Annotated in this window: 16 protein-coding genes; 10 read left to right on the top strand and 6 right to left on the bottom strand. The window is 73.1% G+C overall.

What is annotated here, in order from left to right; genetic code table 11:
- The first annotated feature begins 43 nt into the window (after positions 1-43).
- Both aceE and AB5J54_RS11600 read left to right on the top strand, forming a co-directional pair.
- A complete protein-coding gene (gene aceE / locus AB5J54_RS11595) occupies positions 44-2749 on the top strand; it encodes a pyruvate dehydrogenase (acetyl-transferring), homodimeric type (RefSeq protein WP_369143840.1) in 2706 nt (901 codons plus the stop codon).
- A gap of 106 nt (positions 2750-2855) precedes the next feature.
- On the top strand, positions 2856-3818 hold the full coding sequence (locus tag AB5J54_RS11600) for a helix-turn-helix transcriptional regulator (protein ID WP_369143841.1): 963 nt from the start codon (positions 2856-2858) through the stop codon (positions 3816-3818).
- Positions 3819-3848: 30 nt separating this feature from the next.
- On the opposite strand, the gene AB5J54_RS11605 is transcribed toward AB5J54_RS11600, so the two are convergent.
- The gene (locus tag AB5J54_RS11605; RefSeq protein ID WP_369143842.1) at positions 3849-4769 is read right to left on the bottom strand and encodes an SDR family oxidoreductase; all 921 of its coding nucleotides are present in this window, start codon (positions 4767-4769) and stop codon (positions 3849-3851) included.
- Positions 4770-4868: 99 nt separating this feature from the next.
- On the opposite strand from AB5J54_RS11605, the gene AB5J54_RS11610 reads away from it, so the two are divergent.
- Positions 4869-5390, top strand: coding sequence for a DUF4240 domain-containing protein (locus tag AB5J54_RS11610; RefSeq protein WP_369149293.1), 522 nt, complete (start codon positions 4869-4871; stop codon positions 5388-5390).
- A 42-nt stretch (positions 5391-5432) separates the two neighbouring features.
- Here the strand turns inward: AB5J54_RS11610 and AB5J54_RS11615 are convergent, their stop codons facing one another.
- Both AB5J54_RS11615 and AB5J54_RS11620 read right to left on the bottom strand, forming a co-directional pair.
- Complete coding sequence (locus tag AB5J54_RS11615) at positions 5433-6266, bottom strand: SDR family NAD(P)-dependent oxidoreductase (protein ID WP_369143843.1); 834 nt, start codon at positions 6264-6266, stop codon at positions 5433-5435.
- Positions 6266-7060 (bottom strand): SDR family NAD(P)-dependent oxidoreductase, encoded by a 795-nt coding sequence (locus AB5J54_RS11620; RefSeq protein ID WP_369143844.1) that lies wholly within the window; start codon positions 7058-7060, stop codon positions 6266-6268. Before AB5J54_RS11620 ends, AB5J54_RS11615 begins: the two co-directional genes overlap by 1 nt.
- Positions 7061-7179: 119 nt before the next feature.
- Between AB5J54_RS11620 and AB5J54_RS11625 the strand changes: the two genes are divergently transcribed.
- On the top strand, positions 7180-7851 hold the full coding sequence (locus AB5J54_RS11625; RefSeq protein ID WP_369143845.1) for a TetR/AcrR family transcriptional regulator: 672 nt from the start codon (positions 7180-7182) through the stop codon (positions 7849-7851).
- A 15-nt stretch (positions 7852-7866) separates the two neighbouring features.
- On the opposite strand, the gene AB5J54_RS11630 is transcribed toward AB5J54_RS11625, so the two are convergent.
- Complete coding sequence (locus AB5J54_RS11630) at positions 7867-8382, bottom strand: N-acetyltransferase family protein (RefSeq protein ID WP_369143846.1); 516 nt, start codon at positions 8380-8382, stop codon at positions 7867-7869.
- A 46-nt stretch (positions 8383-8428) separates the two neighbouring features.
- Here AB5J54_RS11630 and AB5J54_RS11635 point away from each other — a divergent pair, with 46 nt between their 5' ends.
- Both AB5J54_RS11635 and AB5J54_RS11640 read left to right on the top strand, forming a co-directional pair.
- Entirely contained in the window at positions 8429-9340 is a 912-nt protein-coding gene (locus tag AB5J54_RS11635) for a TIGR01777 family oxidoreductase (protein ID WP_369143847.1), read from the top strand.
- 223 nt (positions 9341-9563) lie between these two features.
- Positions 9564-10925 carry an FAD-dependent oxidoreductase gene (locus AB5J54_RS11640; RefSeq protein WP_369143848.1) on the top strand — a complete coding sequence of 454 codons (1362 nt, stop codon included), beginning with the start codon at positions 9564-9566 and terminating at the stop codon, positions 10923-10925.
- Between the two features lie 421 nt (positions 10926-11346).
- Here AB5J54_RS11640 and AB5J54_RS11645 read toward each other — a convergent pair whose 3' ends face one another.
- The gene (locus tag AB5J54_RS11645; protein ID WP_369143849.1) at positions 11347-12804 is read right to left on the bottom strand and encodes a regulator; all 1458 of its coding nucleotides are present in this window, start codon (positions 12802-12804) and stop codon (positions 11347-11349) included.
- A 287-nt stretch (positions 12805-13091) separates the two neighbouring features.
- On the opposite strand from AB5J54_RS11645, the gene lipB reads away from it, so the two are divergent.
- The 4 genes from lipB to AB5J54_RS11665 all read left to right on the top strand — a co-directional run bounded on the left by lipB (position 13092) and on the right by AB5J54_RS11665 (position 16211).
- Positions 13092-13937: a lipoyl(octanoyl) transferase LipB gene (gene lipB / locus AB5J54_RS11650; RefSeq protein WP_369143850.1), complete on the top strand. Its 846-nt coding sequence runs from the start codon at positions 13092-13094 to the stop codon at positions 13935-13937.
- A 103-nt stretch (positions 13938-14040) separates the two neighbouring features.
- Positions 14041-15009 (top strand): lipoyl synthase, encoded by a 969-nt coding sequence (gene lipA, locus AB5J54_RS11655; protein ID WP_041128874.1) that lies wholly within the window; start codon positions 14041-14043, stop codon positions 15007-15009.
- 271 nt (positions 15010-15280) lie between these two features.
- Positions 15281-15496: a hypothetical protein gene (locus tag AB5J54_RS11660; protein WP_041128875.1), complete on the top strand. Its 216-nt coding sequence runs from the start codon at positions 15281-15283 to the stop codon at positions 15494-15496.
- Positions 15497-15506: 10 nt separating this feature from the next.
- A complete protein-coding gene (locus tag AB5J54_RS11665) occupies positions 15507-16211 on the top strand; it encodes a DUF4191 domain-containing protein (protein WP_369143851.1) in 705 nt (234 codons plus the stop codon).
- Positions 16212-16273: 62 nt separating this feature from the next.
- Here the strand turns inward: AB5J54_RS11665 and AB5J54_RS11670 are convergent, their stop codons facing one another.
- A complete protein-coding gene (locus tag AB5J54_RS11670) occupies positions 16274-16741 on the bottom strand; it encodes an RDD family protein (RefSeq protein WP_369143852.1) in 468 nt (155 codons plus the stop codon).
- Between the last annotated feature and the right edge of the window lie 169 nt (positions 16742-16910).

Consider the following 16910-nt stretch of genomic DNA (forward strand, 5'->3'; position numbering starts at 1 on the left):
GGCCCCCTTATCTCCACCCCCACCTGTCCGGAAGGCGGCGATCATGACCGATCCCGTAGGCAAGATTCCGAGCGAGCTCGACCAGCTCCCGGACCGTGACACCGAGGAGACCGCCGAGTGGGCGGCCTCCCTGGACGCCGTCACCAAGGCCGCCGGCCCCCACCGGGCCGCCTACCTGATGCGCCGTACCCTCCAGCACGCCGAGGGTGCGGGCCTGGCCCTGCCCAAGCTCCTGGAGACGGACTACGTCAACACCATCCCCACCTCCGCCGAGCCCTCGGTCACCGAGACCGGCGGCGACGAGGAGATGGAGCGGAAGATCACCGCGTGGAACCGCTGGAACGCGGCCGCGATGGTCACCCGCGGCTCCAAGCACGGCGTCGGCGGCCACATCGCCACCTTCGCCTCCGCGGCCTGGCTCTACGAGACGGGCTTCAACCACTTCTTCAAGGGCAAGGAAGCCGACGGTTCCGGCGACCAGCTCTACATCCAGGGCCACGCCTCCCCCGGCATCTACGCCCGCGCCTTCCTCGACGGCCGCCTGAACGAGGCCCACCTCGACAACTTCCGGCAGGAGTCCGGCGGCAACGGCCTGCCCTCCTACCCGCACCCGCGCCGCCTCCCCTGGCTGTGGGAGTTCCCCACCGTCTCCATGGGTCTGGGCCCGCTCTCCGCGATCTACCAGGCGCGCTTCAACCGCTACCTGACCAACCGCTCCATCAAGGACGTCTCCGCCTCGCACGTGTGGGCGTTCCTCGGTGACGGCGAGATGGACGAGCCCGAGTCGACCGCGGCCCTCGCCCTGGCGGCCCGCGAGGGTCTGGACAACCTGACCTTCGTCATCAACTGCAACCTGCAGCGCCTCGACGGCCCGGTCCGCGCCAACTTCAAGATCGTGCAGGAGCTGGAGGCCCAGTTCCGCGGCGCCGGCTGGAACGTCGTGAAGTCGCTGTGGGGCAACGCCTGGGACGAGCTGTTCGCGCTCGACACCACCGGCGCCCTCGTCCGCCGCCTCCGCGAGGTCCCGGACGCGCAGGTCCAGACGTACCAGACCCGCGACGCCGCCTACATCCGCCAGGACTTCTTCGGCAAGGACCCGGCGCTCGTCGCGATGGCGCAGCTGCTGTCCGACGACAAGATCCTCGAGTGTTTCCACCTCTCCCGCGGTGGCCACGAGCCGCGCAAGGTGTACGCCGCGTACAAGGCCGCCCTGGAGTTCAAGGGCGCGCCGACGGTCATCCTGGCGCAGACCGTCAAGGGCTTCACCCTGGGTGAGGGCTTCGCGTCGAAGAACGCGAACCACCAGATGAAGAAGCTGACGACGGACGAGTTCAAGAACATGCGTGACCTTCTTGAACTGCCCATCTCGGACGCGCAGTTCGTCGACGGCGTGGTCCCCTACGGCCACCCCGGCGCCGACTCCCCCGAGGTCCGCTACCTCCAGGAGCGCCGCGCGGCGCTCGGCGGCCCGGCCCCGGCCCGCCGCACCCACGCGCTCGCCCCGCTGCCGGCCCCGGCCGACAAGGCGTTCGCCGCGTTCGACAAGGGCTCCGGCTCGCAGTCGATGGCCACGACGATGGCGTTCGTGCGACTGATCAAGGACCTGATCCGCGACAAGGAGACCGGCAAGCGCTGGGTCCCGATCGTCCCGGACGAGGCCCGTACCTTCGGTATGGAGTCGCTGTTCCCGTCGCTCGGCATCTACTCGCCGAAGGGCCAGACGTACGAGCCGGTCGACCGCGACCAGCTGATGTACTACAAGGAGGCCGTCAACGGCCAGATCCTGAACGAGGGCATCACCGAGGCCGGCTCGATGGCCGACTTCATCGCCGCGTCCACCGCGTACTCCACGCACGGCGAAGCGATGATCCCCTTCTACATCTTCTACTCGATGTTCGGCTGGCAGCGGACCGCCGACCAGATGTGGCAGCTCGGCGACCAGCTCGGCCGCGGCTTCCTCGTCGGCGCGACGGCCGGCCGCACGACCCTGACCGGTGAGGGCCTCCAGCACGCCGACGGCCACTCGCCGGTGATCGCGGCGACGAACCCGGCGGCGCTGACGTACGACCCGGCGTTCGCGTACGAGGTCGCGGTCATCGTCAAGGAGGGTCTGCGCCGGATGTACGGCGAGGCCGCCGAGGGCGAGGACCAGAACGTCTTCTACTACCTGACGGTCTACAACGAGCCGATGCCGCAGCCGGCCAAGCCGTCCGGCATCGACGAGGGCATCGTCAAGGGCCTCTACCGCTTCAACACGGCGGAGTCGGCCGGTCTCGACCTGCCGGCGAACGCCTCGCGGATCCAGCTGCTCTCCTCCGGCACGGCCATCCACTGGGCCCTGGAGGCGCAGAAGCTGCTCGCCGCCGAGTGGGGCGTGGCCGCCGACGTGTGGTCCGCGACCTCCTGGACGGAGCTGCGCCGCGACGCGCTGGAGGCCGACGCGGCCCTCCTGCGCGGCGAGGAGCAGGTGCCGTACATCCGCAAGGCCCTGGAGGGCGTCGACTCCCCGGTCCTCGCCGTCTCCGACTACATGCGCCAGGTCCCCGACCAGATCGCGCAGTGGGTCGAGCAGGACTACACCTCGCTGGGCGCCGACGGCTTCGGTCTCTCGGACACCCGCGACGCGGCCCGCCGCCACTTCGGCGTCGACGCCCAGTCGATCGTCGTCGCGGCCCTGGCCCAGCTGGCCCGCCGCGGCGAGGTCCAGGCGACGGCCGTGAAGGAGGCGCGCGAGCGCTACGGCCTGTAAGGCCTCCCATCCGTCCGAGGGGTCGCTTCCGTACGCACATACGGAGGCGGCCCCTCGGCGCGTACGTACGGCCGTCGGGTGGGCACGCGTACGGCAGTCTGGTGGGATGCGTGCCGCCCGACTCATCAAAATGGTCCTGCTCCTCCAGAACCGGCCGTCCATGACCGCCGCCGAACTCGCCGCCGAGCTGGAGGTGTCGGAGCGGACCGTCACCCGGGACGCGCTCGCCCTGTCGGAGGCGGGGGTGCCGGTGTACGCGGACCGGGGCCGGGCCGGCGGCTACCGGCTCGTCGGCGGGTACCGGACGCGACTCACGGGGCTCGCGCGCGGCGAGGCGGAGGCCCTGTTCCTGTCGGGACTGCCGGGCGCGCTGCGGGACATGGGCCTGGAGGACGCGGCCTCGGCGGCCCGGCTCAAGGTGTCGGCGGCGCTGCTGCCCTCGCTGCGGGACGCGCCCGAGTCGGCGGCGCGGCGCTTCCATCTGGACGCGCCCGGCTGGTACCAGGAGCCGGAGACCCCGGAGCTGCTCGCGCCGGTGGCGGAGGCGGTGTGGGACGACCGGTGGGTGTCGGCCCGCTACCGGCGCGGGGACGGCGAGGAGGTGGAGCGGGAGCTCCAGCCGTACGGCCTCGTCCTGAAGGCGGGGGTCTGGTACGTGTGCGCCCGCTCGGGTTCCTCCTTCCGTACGTACCGGGTGGACCGGTTCACGGCGGTGGCCGTCGGCGAGGAACGCTTCGAGCGGGACCCGGACTTCGACCTGTCCTCCTTCTGGGAGGAGCGGGCGGCGGAGTTCGCCCGGTCGATCCTGCGCGCCGAGGTCGTCGTACGGCTGACGGAGACGGGGGCGCGCAGGCTGCCGTACGTGACGGACCGGGCCGCGGCCGGGGAGGCCCTGGCGACGGGGACCGCCGAGGACGGCCTGGTGCGGGTGGTCCTCCGGGTGGAGAGCGAGGAGGTGGCCTTCGGTCAACTGCTCGGTCTCGGCCCGGAGGTGGAGGTCCTCGCCCCGGCCGCGCTCCGGGAGCGGTTCGCGGAGGCGGCCCGGGGCATGGCGGAGCGCTACCGGTAGGCGGCCCGGCGCGGCTCCACCGGTCGGGTGCTACCGGTAGTCGGCGAGGTCCGGCTTCCCGGTCTCGCTCGCGACGATGAAGCCCCAGGCGTCCGGCCGTGAGCCGTCCGCGTCCGTGAAGCCGTACTCCTTCGCCAGCTCGCCGCTGGAGAGCGACTGTCCGGTCCAGCGGTTCCGGTCGGGGTCGGCGGCGAGGGCGGCGACGGCCCGGCCGACGTACACCGGGGACTCGGAGACGCCGAAGTCGGGGATCTTCTCGGTGGCGTCGCGCCAGTTCTCCTCGGTGACGCCGAAGCCGGCGAGCATCTGCTCCGACCGGAGCCAGCCGGGGGTGACGGCGACGGCCGTCCCGCCGTACTCCGCCAGCTCCTTCGCGAGGCCGAAGGCCATCCGGACGGGGGCGTTCTTGGCGAGGTCGTAGAAGAGGTTCTCGCGGAAGCGGGTGCCGTTGTACGCGGCGGTGCCGTCGGTGACCTCGACGACGAGCCCGCCGGGGTTGCGGGTGAGCAGCGGCAGGACCGCGTGGGAGGTGATGACGTGCGTCTTCACCCCGAGTTCGAGCATCCTCAGACCTCCGTCGAGGTCCATCTCCCAGGTCTTCTTCCCGAAGGTGACGAGGTGCTCGCCGCCCCACACGTCGTTGACGAGGACGTCGAGCCGGCCCCGCTCGCGGTCGATCCGGTCGACGAGGGCGCGGACCTGCTCGGGTTCCAGGTGGTCGGTGGGGACGGCGATGCCCTCGCCGCCGGCGGCCGTCACCAGTTCGGCGGTCTCCTCGATGGTCTCCGTGGCGCGGCCGACCTCGCTGACCTTCTCGCGGGTCGTGCGGCCCGTGACGTACACGGTGGCTCCGGCGGCGCCGAGCTGGACGGCGATGGCCCGGCCGGCGCCCCGGGTGGCACCGGCGACCAGGCAGATCCGTCCGCGCAGGGGTGTGGTCTCAGTCGTCATGGGGACCAGACTGGCAGGAAAGCCCGACATCTTCTGTCCGGATTCATTTCGGGCTTTCCGGGTGCGTCGGACTCTCCGAGCCACGATGCTGGTGCCGTGATGGACGAGACCGAGTTCTGGGAGCTGATCGACGCCACCCGCGAGGAAGCCGAGGGCGACCCCGAGGAGCAGGCGGATCTGCTCGTGGAGCGGCTGACCCGGCTTGACCCCGACTCGGTGCTCGACTACGCGCGCCATTTCGAGGCCCGTTTCAACCGCGCGTACCTCTGGGATCTGTGGGGTGCGGCGGCGGTGCTGTTCGACGGGGCGGGCGAGGAGACCTTCGACTCGTTCCGCTGCTGGCTGATCGGCCAGGGCCGGGAGGTGTACGAGGGGGGCGTGCACGATCCGGACGCGCTGGCGGAGCTGATCGGCGACTTCGACGTGGAGATCGACGGGGACGGCGAGGAGATCGGCTTCGCGGCGGACGAGGCGTACGAGGCGCTGACCGGGGCCGAGACTCCCGACCTGGGCATTCCGATGCCGGGCGGGGAGCCGCTCGGCGCCCCCTTCGACCTGGAGGACGACGACGTGCTCGCGGCCCGCTTCCCCCGGCTGTGGGAGCGCTTCGGGACGGTGTAGTGACTCGGGGGTGCGGAGGGCGGATCCGCACCCCCGGAAGTCTCAGCCGAGCTGGAGCCGGGGGTTCTCCCGGCCGAGGATCATGTCGGTCCTGGGCTGGAGGGCCGGGAAGAGCTGTTCGGGCTGGGGGATCGCCCAGTACCTGCCCTCCGCGACCATCTCGAAGACCCTCTCGGCGTGCTCCTCGGGCGTGAGCCCGTGCTCGTCGGCCATCGCCTGCAGCCGTTCGTTGAAGGCCGCGATCTCCGGCGGGTCGGTCTCTCCGGGCCTGGCGGCCCTGAAGATCTCGCTCCTGACCGAGCCGGGCGTCACGACGGACACCTGGATCGGGGCGCCCTTCATCTGCATCTCGTAGTGCAGCGACTCGGTGAGGGCGAGCGTGCCGAACTTGGTGACGCTGTACGGGGCCATCAGCGGGCTCGGCAGGAGGCCGCCGATCGACGAGACGTTGACCACCCAGGCCTTCTCGCCGCGCTCCAGCATGCGCGGGACGAAGGCCCGGATGCCGTTGACGTACCCGCCGATGTTGATCCGGAGCATGGCGTCCCAGCGCTCCGCCGGGATCTCCCAGGAGTAGCCCATGGCCATGATCCCGGCGTTGTTCACCAGCAGGTCGACCGTGCCGAACCGGGTGTACGCGGTGTCGGCGAGGGCCTCGACGGAGGCGGGGTCGGCGACGTCGGTGACGACGGCGGTGACCTCGGCGCCGGTGGCGGACAGCTCGCCCGCGAACTCGGCGAGCCGTTCGGCGGCGATGTCGGCGAGGACCAGTTTCATGCCGAGCCCGGCGGCGTGCCGGGCGAGGCCGGCGCCGATCCCGGAGGAGGCGCCGGTGATGACGGCCGTGCGACCGCCGAAGACCTCGGCGGCGGTCATCAGAAGTGGGTCCCGCCGTCGATGCGCACCTCGGTGCCGGTGATGAACCTGCCGTCCTCGGAGGCGAGCATCGCGACGACGCCGGCGACGGTCTCGGGGCCGGCGAAGCCCTGGCCGAGGGCGGGGGCGAGCTTGGCGAAGAGGGACCAGTCGGTGTCCTCGGGCAGGCCGGGGCCGGCGGACTGCTTGCTGGCGCCGGAGCCGTCGGTCATGCCGGAGGAGATGGAGCCGGGCTGGACGGCGGTGAAGCGGATGCCCTGCTTGGCGTACTCGGCGGCGAGGGCGTGGGTCATGGACTGGATGCCGCCCTTGCTGGCCGCGTAGGCGGACATGTAGGGGTGGGCGAAGAGCGCGGAGGTGGAGGAGAAGTTGACGACTGCGGCGTCGTTGCCCTCCAGGAGGGCGGGGATCGACTCGCGGATCACGAGGAAGGTGCCGGTGAGGTTGATCCGGATCACCTGCTCGAAGGCGTCCAGGCTGGTCTCGTGGGTGTGCGAGGAGCGCAGGATGCCGGCGGCGTTGACGAGGACGTCCAGACCGCCGAGCGCCTCGACGGCGGCGGCGACGCCGGCCCGTACGGAGGCCTCGTCGGCGATGTTCACGACGAGGGTGGTGAGGCGGTCGGCGGCGTCGCCGGCCTTGGCGACGGTGTCCTTCAGGCCGTCCTCGCTGATGTCGGCGGCGACGACCCGGCCGCCCTCGGCGAGCAGGCGCAGGACGGTGGCCTGGCCGATGCCGGAGCCGCCGCCGGTGATGAGGGCGCGGCGTCCTTCGTAACGGGTCAGCTGGTTCATGTCGGCAACCTCTCGATGTCAAGCTTTCCGGGAAATGCTGCCACCGTACGCCGGAGTGGCACGTTTTGCCACACCTGCACGTCATGCACCTTCGGCAGTCGCAGGCGTAGGCTTCGTGGGTGAGCACCAAGCCCGAGGGCGCCGCGCCCCCCACCCCCTCGCTCCCCTCACTGACGGAGCGCCGCAAGGCCGCCACCCAGCTGGACATCGCCCGCGCCGCCGCCGAGCTCTTCACCGAGCGCGGCCCCGACGGCACCACGGCCGAGGAGATCGCCCAGCGGGCCGGCGTCGCCCTGCGCACCTTCTACCGCTACTTCCGCTCCAAGCAGGACGCCGTCGCCCCGCTCCTCGCGGGCGGCGCCGACCGCTGGCGGGAACGCCTCGCCGCGTCGGGCCCCGGCGCGGGCGTGCCCGAGGCCCTGGAGCGCTCGATCGCCGACTCGCTCACCCCGGAGACCGACGCGGAGGCCGAGGGCCTGCGCTGGACGCGCGGGCTGCTGCGGGCCGCCGCCGAGGACCCCGCCCTCCGGGCCGTCTGGTACCGGGTCAACCAGGAGTCCGAGGAGCGGCTGCGCGAGGTCGTGGCCGGGCTCGCCGGACCGGACGCCGACCCGCTGGAGGTACGGCTCGCGGCGGCTGCGGCCACCGACGCCATCCGGATCGCCCTGGAGAGCTGGGCGGAGACGGACGCCCCGGAGCGCGGGGAGGGCGCGCCGGCCGCGCTCGCGGTGCGCTGCCTGCGGGAACTGATGGGCGGGATGCGGCTGTTGAGGGACGGCTCGGGCGAGTAGCGGCCGGCCCGGGCGTCAGGGACCGAGGGACCGGCCCATGAGGACGTCGTCCACGTACGCGCCGTCGAGGAAGATCTCCCCCGGCAGCACGCCCTCGACCGCGAAGCCCTCCGAGGCGTAGAGCGCGCGGGCCGGGGCGTTGTGCCCGAGGACCCGCAGGGTGATCCGGACCGCGCCCTCCGCCCTGGCCCGGTCCACGGCGGCCCGCAGCAGCGCCCGCGCGATCCCCAGACGCCGCGCCGCCTCGGCGACGGCGAGGCCCTGGATCTGGCGGACGTGGGCGGTGACGGCGAGCGGGGTCGGCGGCGCCACCCGGACGTAGCCGAGGAGGGCCGCCCCGCCGACGACCTCCCCCTCGCCCACCGCCACGAGGTAGTCCTCGGGCCGGTGGCGCTCGTCGAAGAAGGGGGTGCCCGGCTCCGGCCGGGGCTGCACGGCGTGGAGGGTCGACCAGGTGTTCCGGTCGAGCGCGGCGAGGAACCGGTCGTCCCCGGGGGCGGCAGTGCGTATCGCGAACTCCGGCACGAGCATGAAGGCCACTGTGCCACGGCGGGGGCGGGAAGGGCAGGATGGGGCCATGCAGCGTTCCGCCACCCGCAAGCGCGTCGCCGTCACCGGCGCCTCCGGCCTCATCGGCTCGGCCCTGGTCCGTTCCCTGCGCGCCGACGGCCACGACGTCCTCCGCCTCGTCCGCCGCCCCGCCCGGACCGCCGACGAGGTCGAATGGGACCCCAAGCGGCTGTACGTGGACGCCGCCGGGCTCGTCGGCGTCGACGCCGTCGTCCACCTGGCGGGCGCCGGCGTCGGCGAGCGCCGCTGGAACGAGGCGTACAAGAAGGAGATCCGGGACAGCCGGGTCCTCGGCACGACCGCGATCGCCCAGGCGCTCGCCTCGCTCGCCGACCCCCCGGAGGCACTGGTCTGCGGCACGGCACTCGGCTGGTACGGGGACACCGGCACGCGCGCGGTGGACGAGAGCGCCCCCGCCGGGACCGGCTTCCTGCCCTCGGTCTGCGTGGAGTGGGAGGCCGCGGCCGCCCCCGCCGAGGAGGCCGGCATCCGGGTCACCTACGCCCGCACGGGCCTGGTCGTGGCCCGCCAGGGCGGCGCCTGGGGACGGCTCTTCCCCGTCTTCCGCGCCGGGCTCGGCGGGCGGATGGGCGACGGCCGCCAGTACTGGTCGCACATCTCCCTGCACGACGAGGTGGCCGCCCTGCGCCACCTCGTCGACACCCCGTCCGTCTCGGGTCCGGTGAACCTGACCGCCCCCGAGCCCGTCACCAACCGCGAGGTGACGGCGGCGATGGGCCGGGTGCTGCACCGCCCGACCCTCTTCACCGTCCCCGCGCCCGCCCTGAAGGTGGTCCTCGGCGACTTCGCCCAGGACGTGCTGGGCAGTCAGCGGGTGCTGCCCGGGCGGCTGTTGGAGACCGGATTCGATTTCGCCTTCCCGACGATCGACGAGGCGATCCGGGCGGCACTGCGCTGACGTCCCTTCTTCGGCGCGTGCTCCCCCGTGCTGCGTGCACCCCGCCGCGCGCGGGCCGACTTCCGCACGGCCGCTGCCTAGGCTCGACGCCCACCGCTCGATGACCAAGGTTCGAGACCACCGTTCGACGACCACCGTTCGATACGGACGCGAACTCGGGCATTCCGGGGGCCCGTTGGGGGCATAAGGCCTCCCACCGGCGCGCCGACCTGGGGAGGGGCACGTGCTCAGTACCGCAATCAGCGCACAGCACAGGGACGTCGTGGAGGCCGTCGACGTCGTCATCGTAGGAGCCGGGATCGCGGGGCTCGCGGCCGCGCACCGGCTCACCGGCGCGGGGCTCTCCGTCGCCGTCCTGGAGGCGGAGCCGCGGGTCGGCGGCCGGCTGGCCACCGACCGCGTGGACGGCTTCCTGCTCGACCGGGTGGGCCCGCTGCTCACCCTCTCGCCCGAGGAACTGCGGGCCACGCCGGGCCTTTCCGGGCTCGCGCTGCGCCCGTTCGCCCCCGGAGTGCTCGTCCACAGCGACGGGCGGTACGCACGCTGGGGCGTCCCGCACCCGCGCCGGGCGGCCGGCCACCGGGGCGGCGGGGTCCACCGGGGCGTGGGGGGAGCGTTCAGCATGGCGCGCGCCCTCGCGAGCGCCCCCCGGAATCCGGCCGCCTCGCTCGACCAGGCGCGGCTCGGCGCGTCCCTCGTCCGGCTCGCCGCGACACCGACGCAGCGGCTGCTCGCCCGGCCCGAGCGGACCGCCCGGGAGGCCCTGACGGCCCGGCTGCCCGCCCGTACCGTCCAGGGGGTGCTGCGGCCGCTGCTCGCCGCGCTCCTCGCCGACCCGGACCTCTCCCTGTCGAGCCGTCAGGCGGACCTGGCGCTGCGGGCCTTCGCCCGGGGGCGGCCGGCCGTCCCCGAGGGCGGTTCGGCGGCCCTGCCCTCGCTGCTGGCCGCCTCGCTGCCGCCCGGCACGGTCCGGACGGGCGTCCGGGTCACGGACGTGTCCGTCTCCCGGGTCACGACGGCCGAGCACGGGGCCATCGGCTGCCGCTCGGTGCTCCTGGCGACGGGGGCGCGTACGGCCGCCGGGCTGCTGCCCGGGCTGCGGGTCCCCGCCTTCCACCCGGTCACGGTCCTCCACCACACGGCTCCCGTGGCGCCGTGCGGGGACCCGACCCTGCTCCTGGAGTCGGACCCCGGCGGGCCGGTGGCGCACACGGCGGTGATGAGCGCGGTGGACCCGACGCGGGCGCCGGGCGGCCGGCCCCTGATCACTTCCACGGTCCTGGGCACTCCCCCGGACGACACGGAACGCCGGGTCCGCAAACACCTCGCCACGCTGTACGGCACGTCGACGGACGACTGGGAACTCCTGGCCCTCCACCACACCCCGGAGGCGGTCCCCTCCATGCGACCCCCGCACGACGCGCACCGCTCGGTCCGGCTGCTCGCGGGCCTGTACGTGTGCGGCGACCACCGTGACACGAGCACGATCGGCGGCGCCCTGACCTCGGCCGACCGCGCGACGAGGTCCCTCCTGACGGACCTGGGCGTCCGCCGCCCCTCGACGGAACCGGGCGCAGCGGCCTGACGCGGCCGTTGCGGGCCTGCGCCCGGCCGTTGTGGGCAGGCGTTCCGCCGGGGCGGTGCCCGCCCGCAACGGAGCGGCGCCGTCCCCGTTGTGGGCAGGCGTTCCGCAAGGGGCGGAACGGGTGGGCACAACGGACGGCGCCCTTGCCGGCGCCAGAGGCTTTCGCGTCCTGACCCGCACCGGATGTGCCCCGCCGCTCGTGGTGCGGGTCCAGGCGCGGAACGCGGAGGCGCCGCTGGGCGCGCCGTCCCGTGTGCCCACCCGTCCCGCCCTGCGGGACGATTGCCCACACGGGGGGGCGGGGGCACCGCCCCGCAGGGCGCGGGCCACACGGGCGGGGGCACCGCCCGGTACGGGTGCGGGCCCCACACCGGGGGCGGGGAGCACCGCCCAGCCGGGCGCGGGCCCGCACGCGGGGTCGTCAGCCGATCGCGGCCACGCGGTCGCGGTACGTGCGGGCCGCGGCCGCGTCGCGGTACGGCTCCAGGCGGCGTTCGAAGTCCCGGACGTATTCGACCGCCCGCGCCGACCGCATCTCCGAGGCCTGCTGCGCCGCCTCCGCGCCCAGCGCGCAGGCCTGGTCCAGTTCCCCCAGGGCCAGCCGGGACGTCGCCAGGACCACCCGGCAGAAGAGGCGGCTGCGGGCGAAGCCGGGCGCCCGGAGCTGGAGCGCGCGCTCGGCGTGCTGCGCGGCCGGGCGGTACTGCTGGAGGTCCCGGTGGCAGTGTCCGAGTTCGTCGGCGAGCTGCGCCTCGTCGAAGTGGCGGGCCCAGTAGGGGACCTCGTCGCCGGGCCGGGCCGCCTCCAGGGCCCGCTCCGCCCGGACCAGGGAGGCGCTGCAGGCTCGCGCCTCGCCGAGGACCGCGTGGCCCCGCGCCTCGACCGCGTGCAGCATCGCCTGGACGACGGGCGGCGCGGCGGGCCCGACGCCCTGCTGGGCGACCCGGGCGAGCTGGACGGCCTCGCGCCCGTGGCCGAGGTAGACGGCCTGGCAGCTCATGGTGAGGAGCACGTACGAGCCGTACGCCCGGTCCCCGGCCGCCTGGGCGAGCCGCAGCGCCTGGACGAAGTACCGCTGCGCGAGGCCGTGGGCGGCGATGTCGTACGAGGTCCAGCCCGCGAGCCGGGTGAGGTCGGCGGCGGCGGCGAAGAGGCGGCGGCCCGTGTTCTCCCCGTACGTGCCGCGCAGCATCGGCTCGGCCTCGTGCTCCAGGTAGCGCACGAGGGCCTGCCGGGCGTGCCCGCCGCCGTAGGCGTGGTCGAGGGTGCGGAAGAGCTCGCCGACCGAGCGGAGGGCGGCGATGTCGCCGCTGGAGACCCGCTGTCCGGGCCCCCGGTCCGTACCGCGCTGGCGGGGCACCGAGAACCGTCCCTGGGAGGGGACGCGGGGGTCGTGCGGGGGCGCCGCCGGGGAGGAGGGCTCGCCGCGGGCGACCCGGTCGTCGGCGCGGCCGATGAGCCAGTCGCGGCTGGGGACGACGAGACCGGCCGGGGTGAAGGCGATCTTGCGGAGCTCGGCGTGGCTGCCGGAGTCCTTGCGCCACAGGCCGCTGACGATGTCGACGGCCTCCTCGGGGGTGGCGGCGAACTCCAGGCCCGCGTAGACGGGGGCGCAGGCGTCGAGGCCGAGGTCCTGGGCGGAGAGGCGGCGGCCGAGGCGGCGGGTGAAGACCTCGGCGATGAGGGCGGGGGTGGTGCCGCGCGGCTGCTGACCGCGGAGCCAGCGGGTCACGGAGGTCTTGTCGTACCGCAGGTCGAGCCCGTGTTCCAGACCGAGCTGGTCGACCCGTCTGGCGAGCCCCGCGTTGGAGAACCCGGCTTCGGCGATGAGCGCGGCGAGCTGGCGGTTCGGGATGCGCTGCGGTGGTCGTTCCGTCATCAGCTGTGCGGTCTCCTGCCTTCCGGGTCCGGGCGGCAGCCCCGTCGGACCCTCATGGAACGGCGCGAATTTAGCGGTCCTCACGGCCCGTACCGCCACCTTCGCCCCACATTCATCCGATCGTGTGAGGATTGACGGCACCGCTGACGTAGGCGCCCCCGTCCACCTGCCGGAGGGGTGTCCCCGGCGCCGCCGTACAGTGGCATGGGCGCGAATGACGCATGGTGCCGCGCCGGCCCGGGATGATCCCCGGTCCCCGGAACCGGCACCCAGGAGGAGGCATGGCCGTGAGTGAGCTGCGATTCGTCCGCCTTGGGTTCGGCGAGGAAGCCGTCGAGTACCGGGTGGCCTGGGACAAGCAGCGCGACGTGCACGCCGCGCGGTTCGCCGACGAGATCGACGACACCTGTCTGCTCGTCGAGCACCCGCCGGTCTACACGGCCGGACGGCGCACTCAGGAGAGCGAGCGGCCGCTGGACGGGACGCCGGTGGTGGACGTGGACCGCGGCGGCAAGATCACCTGGCACGGCCCCGGCCAGCTGGTGGGCTACCCGATCATGAAGCTGCCCCGCCCGGTGGACGTCGTCGCGCATGTGCGCCGCCTGGAGGAGGCCCTGATCCGTACGGCCGCCGAGTTCGGCGTGGAGACGACGCGGATCGAGGGACGCAGCGGGGTGTGGGTCCTGGGCGACCCCGTCGAGCAGCGGCCCTCCCTCGGCGGGCTCTCCCTCGACTTCGACCCGCGTCTGACCGACGAGGAGTTCGACCCGCGCCTGAACGGCCCCGAGTACGCCCCGTCCAACGCCGGCCAGCGCCGCGAGGACCGGAAGCTCGCCGCCATCGGCATCCGGGTCGCCAAGGGCGTCACGATGCACGGCTTCGCCCTCAACGTGAACCCGGACAACACCTGGTTCGACAAGATCATCCCGTGCGGCATCCGGGACGCCGGCGTGGCCTCGCTGGCCGACGAGCTCGGCCGGGACGTCACCATCGAGGAGGTGCTCCCGGTCGTGGAGAAGCACCTGCGGGACGTCCTGGAGCACGCGGAGCTGAAGCCGCGGACCGTCGAGCGCGCGAGCGCGGGCACGGACGAGCGCGCGGAGGAGCGGGCCCCGGAGCCCGCCTCGGCCTGAGGAATGCCCGGCTCTGGCCAGAGGTTGGCCAGACGTAGGCAAGGCATGGAAGCAACGGGCGTACCCTGGTGTGCGCCGAAGAATCGAAGCTACAGGAGCCGATGTGTCCGCAGTCGCACCCGACGGACGCAAGATGCTGCGCCTGGAGGTCCGGAACGCCCAGACCCCCATCGAGCGCAAGCCCGAGTGGATCAAGACCCGCGCGAAGATGGGGCCCGAGTACACGAAGATGCAGGGCCTCGTGAAGAGCGAGGGCCTGCACACGGTCTGCCAGGAGGCGGGCTGTCCCAACATCTTCGAGTGCTGGGAGGACCGCGAGGCGACCTTCCTCATCGGCGGTGACCAGTGCACCCGGCGCTGCGACTTCTGCCAGATCGACACGGGCAAGCCCGAGGCCCTCGACCGTGACGAGCCGCGCCGCGTGGGCGAGTCGGTCGTCACGATGGACCTGAACTACGCCACCATCACGGGCGTCGCGCGCGACGACCTGGAGGACGGCGGCGCCTGGCTGTACGCGGAGACCGTGCGCCAGATCCACCAGCAGACCGCGGACCGCGCCGACGGCCGGACCAAGGTCGAGCTGCTCGCCCCCGACTTCAACGCGGTGCCGGAGCTCCTCAAGGAGGTCTTCGACTCCCGTCCCGAGGTCTTCGCGCACAACGTCGAGACCGTCCCGCGGATCTTCAAGCGGATCCGTCCGGGCTTCCGCTACGAGCGCTCCCTGGACGTCATCACCCAGGCCCGCGACTACGGTCTGGTCACGAAGTCGAACCTGATCCTCGGCATGGGCGAGACCCGTGAGGAGATCAGCGAGGCGCTGCAGCAGCTGCACGACGCGGGCTGCGAGCTCATCACGATCACGCAGTACCTGCGCCCCTCGGTCCGGCACCACCCCGTGGAGCGCTGGGTGAAGCCGCAGGAGTTCGTGGAGCTGAAGGAGGAGGCCGACGAGATCGGTTTCTCCGGTGTGATGTCGGGCCCGCTGGTCCGTTCCTCGTACCGCGCGGGCCGGCTGTACCAGCAGGCGATCGAGAAGCGCGGCGCGGTCGACAACGCCACGCAGGCCGTCTGAGCCTCGCCCCCGCCGTGTGAATCGGCGCACAAGTAGTTACCGGCCGGTAGTGGCCGGATCCGGTGCGGTCCGTACGACCCCGCAGCTCAGCGGGGCGGACGGGCCGCACTGTCGTCGGTCCGCTCGCCCGACCGGCCGCATCAACGTTTCATCAGTGTTTGACCACCGGGTCACGCCCTGGTAACACCGATCTGTGAGTCTGGTTTCACTCACCGCCACCACCCGCTCACACCCCCCACCTCGTCTCACCCGCAATCGAGGGAGGACCCGCATGCCGGCCGCATCGACGCACGTCCGCGTCACCGCGATCCCGTCCGTCACCGACGCCCTGAAGGCCGTCGAGGCCCTGCTCCTGGGCGCAGGACAGCGCACCGCACGGCGCAACGCCTGGAACTCCGTCCTGGAGGACCGCCGCCGCGCGAAGGACCGGGTGGAGGCCCAGCACGTGATGGAGGTCGCGTCGGGCCGGGCTTCCCGGGCCACGTAAACTTCAGGACATGGCGAGGAGTGCAAACACGGGCAGCGCTGACGCTGCGAACCCCGGGCGACTGAAGCAGATCGCCCTCACGTACCAGATGACCCGGAAGGCGGACCCGAAGGTCGGTCTGGTCGTCGCGGGCGTGGGCATCGTCGTACTCGGTGTCCTCCTCGGGATCGGCTTCCTCATCGGTCATCCGGTCTACCTGGGCATCCTGGGCTTCGTCCTGGGGCTCCTGGCGGCGGCCATCGTCTTCGGACGGCGTGCCGAGCGCGCGGCCTTCGGGCAGATGGAGGGCCAGCCGGGCGCGGCCGCGGCGGTGCTGCAGAACGTCGGGCGCGGCTGGACGACGACCCCCGCGGTCGCGATGAACCGCAGCCAGGACGTCGTGCACCGCGCGGTCGGCCGGGCCGGCATCGTGCTGGTGGCCGAGGGCAACCCGAACCGGGTCAAGACCCTGCTCGCGGCCGAGAAGAAGCGGATGAGCCGCGTCGTGGTGGACGTGCCGGTGCACGACCTCATCGTCGGCGACGGCGAGGGCCAGGTGCCCCTGAAGAAGATCCGTACGACCATGCTCAAGATGCCCCGCGTGCTCACCGGCCCGCAGGTGACCGCGGCCAACGACCGGCTGCGGGCGATGGGCGACCTGATGAGCAACATGCCGCTGCCGAAGGGCCCGATGCCCAAGGGCATGCGGATGCCGCGCGGCGGAAAGACGCGCTGACCCCCGACCTGACGAGAAAGGCCCCGGACCTCGCGGTCCGGGGCCTTTCTCGTCTCACCGGTTCAGATGCGGACCTGGACGGCGCCGGAGAGGCGGTCGTGGAGGCCGCGGCCGTCACGGTCCCAGATGAGGGCCGGGATCGCCAGGCAGACGAGCAGGGAGCGCAGCGCCACCCGGAACAGGCCGAGGCGCCCGCCGTTCGCGGAGACGACGCGCAGGCCGAAGAGCCGCTTGCCGGGCGTCGAGCCGACGGTGCCGACCGTCAGGACGCTCAGTACGAACAGGATGACCAGGGCCCAGTTGCCCGTCGCCTGGTTGTAGCCGTCGGTGATCAAGCCGTATGCGATCAGGATGCAGAGGGCCCAGTCGAGGGCGAGGGCGCCGAGGCGCCGCCCGGGGCGGGCGATCGAGCCGGGGCCTTCCTCGGGCAGCCCGAGCTGCTGACCGCGGTAGCCGAAGTCGACGCCTGCGTCCTCGGCCGCCGCGCGGGGGCCGGAGAGCCAAGATCCGAGTGCTTGCCTGTTGTCCACCCGACCACGGTACTGTGCCCGTTTTTGATCACTTCGGCCCGGGTGTGCGTACGGCCCCGGTGCGGCCGGGGAGCACCCAGCCCGGTTAACTTCGACGAAACAAATGGGTCATGCTTGAGAAATCCCGGCTGCCTATGGTCGGGTCCAGCGTGTGCCACCGCACTGGCCG

Origin of the sequence: Streptomyces sp. R44 (genome assembly GCF_041053105.1) — a bacterium.
In the GTDB taxonomy this organism is placed as follows: domain Bacteria; phylum Actinomycetota; class Actinomycetes; order Streptomycetales; family Streptomycetaceae; genus Streptomyces.

Bases quoted from the DNA above. Each gene is read 5' to 3' on its own strand.
- AB5J54_RS11620 (WP_369143844.1), bottom strand. From the start codon at position 7,060: ATGAACCAGCTGACCCGTTACGAAGGACGCCGCGCCCTCATCACCGGC.
- AB5J54_RS11605 (WP_369143842.1), bottom strand. From the start codon at position 4,769: ATGACGACTGAGACCACACCCCTGCGCGGACGGATCTGCCTGGTCGCC.
- aceE (WP_369143840.1), top strand. From the start codon at position 44: ATGACCGATCCCGTAGGCAAGATTCCGAGCGAGCTCGACCAGCTCCCG.
- AB5J54_RS11660 (WP_041128875.1), top strand. From the start codon at position 15,281: ATGCCGGCCGCATCGACGCACGTCCGCGTCACCGCGATCCCGTCCGTC.
- AB5J54_RS11610 (WP_369149293.1), top strand. From the start codon at position 4,869: ATGGACGAGACCGAGTTCTGGGAGCTGATCGACGCCACCCGCGAGGAA.
- AB5J54_RS11600 (WP_369143841.1), top strand. From the start codon at position 2,856: ATGCGTGCCGCCCGACTCATCAAAATGGTCCTGCTCCTCCAGAACCGG.
- AB5J54_RS11630 (WP_369143846.1), bottom strand. From the start codon at position 8,382: ATGCTCGTGCCGGAGTTCGCGATACGCACTGCCGCCCCCGGGGACGAC.
- AB5J54_RS11645 (WP_369143849.1), bottom strand. From the start codon at position 12,804: ATGACGGAACGACCACCGCAGCGCATCCCGAACCGCCAGCTCGCCGCG.
- AB5J54_RS11615 (WP_369143843.1), bottom strand. From the start codon at position 6,266: ATGACCGCCGCCGAGGTCTTCGGCGGTCGCACGGCCGTCATCACCGGC.
- AB5J54_RS11665 (WP_369143851.1), top strand. From the start codon at position 15,507: ATGGCGAGGAGTGCAAACACGGGCAGCGCTGACGCTGCGAACCCCGGG.
- AB5J54_RS11635 (WP_369143847.1), top strand. From the start codon at position 8,429: ATGCAGCGTTCCGCCACCCGCAAGCGCGTCGCCGTCACCGGCGCCTCC.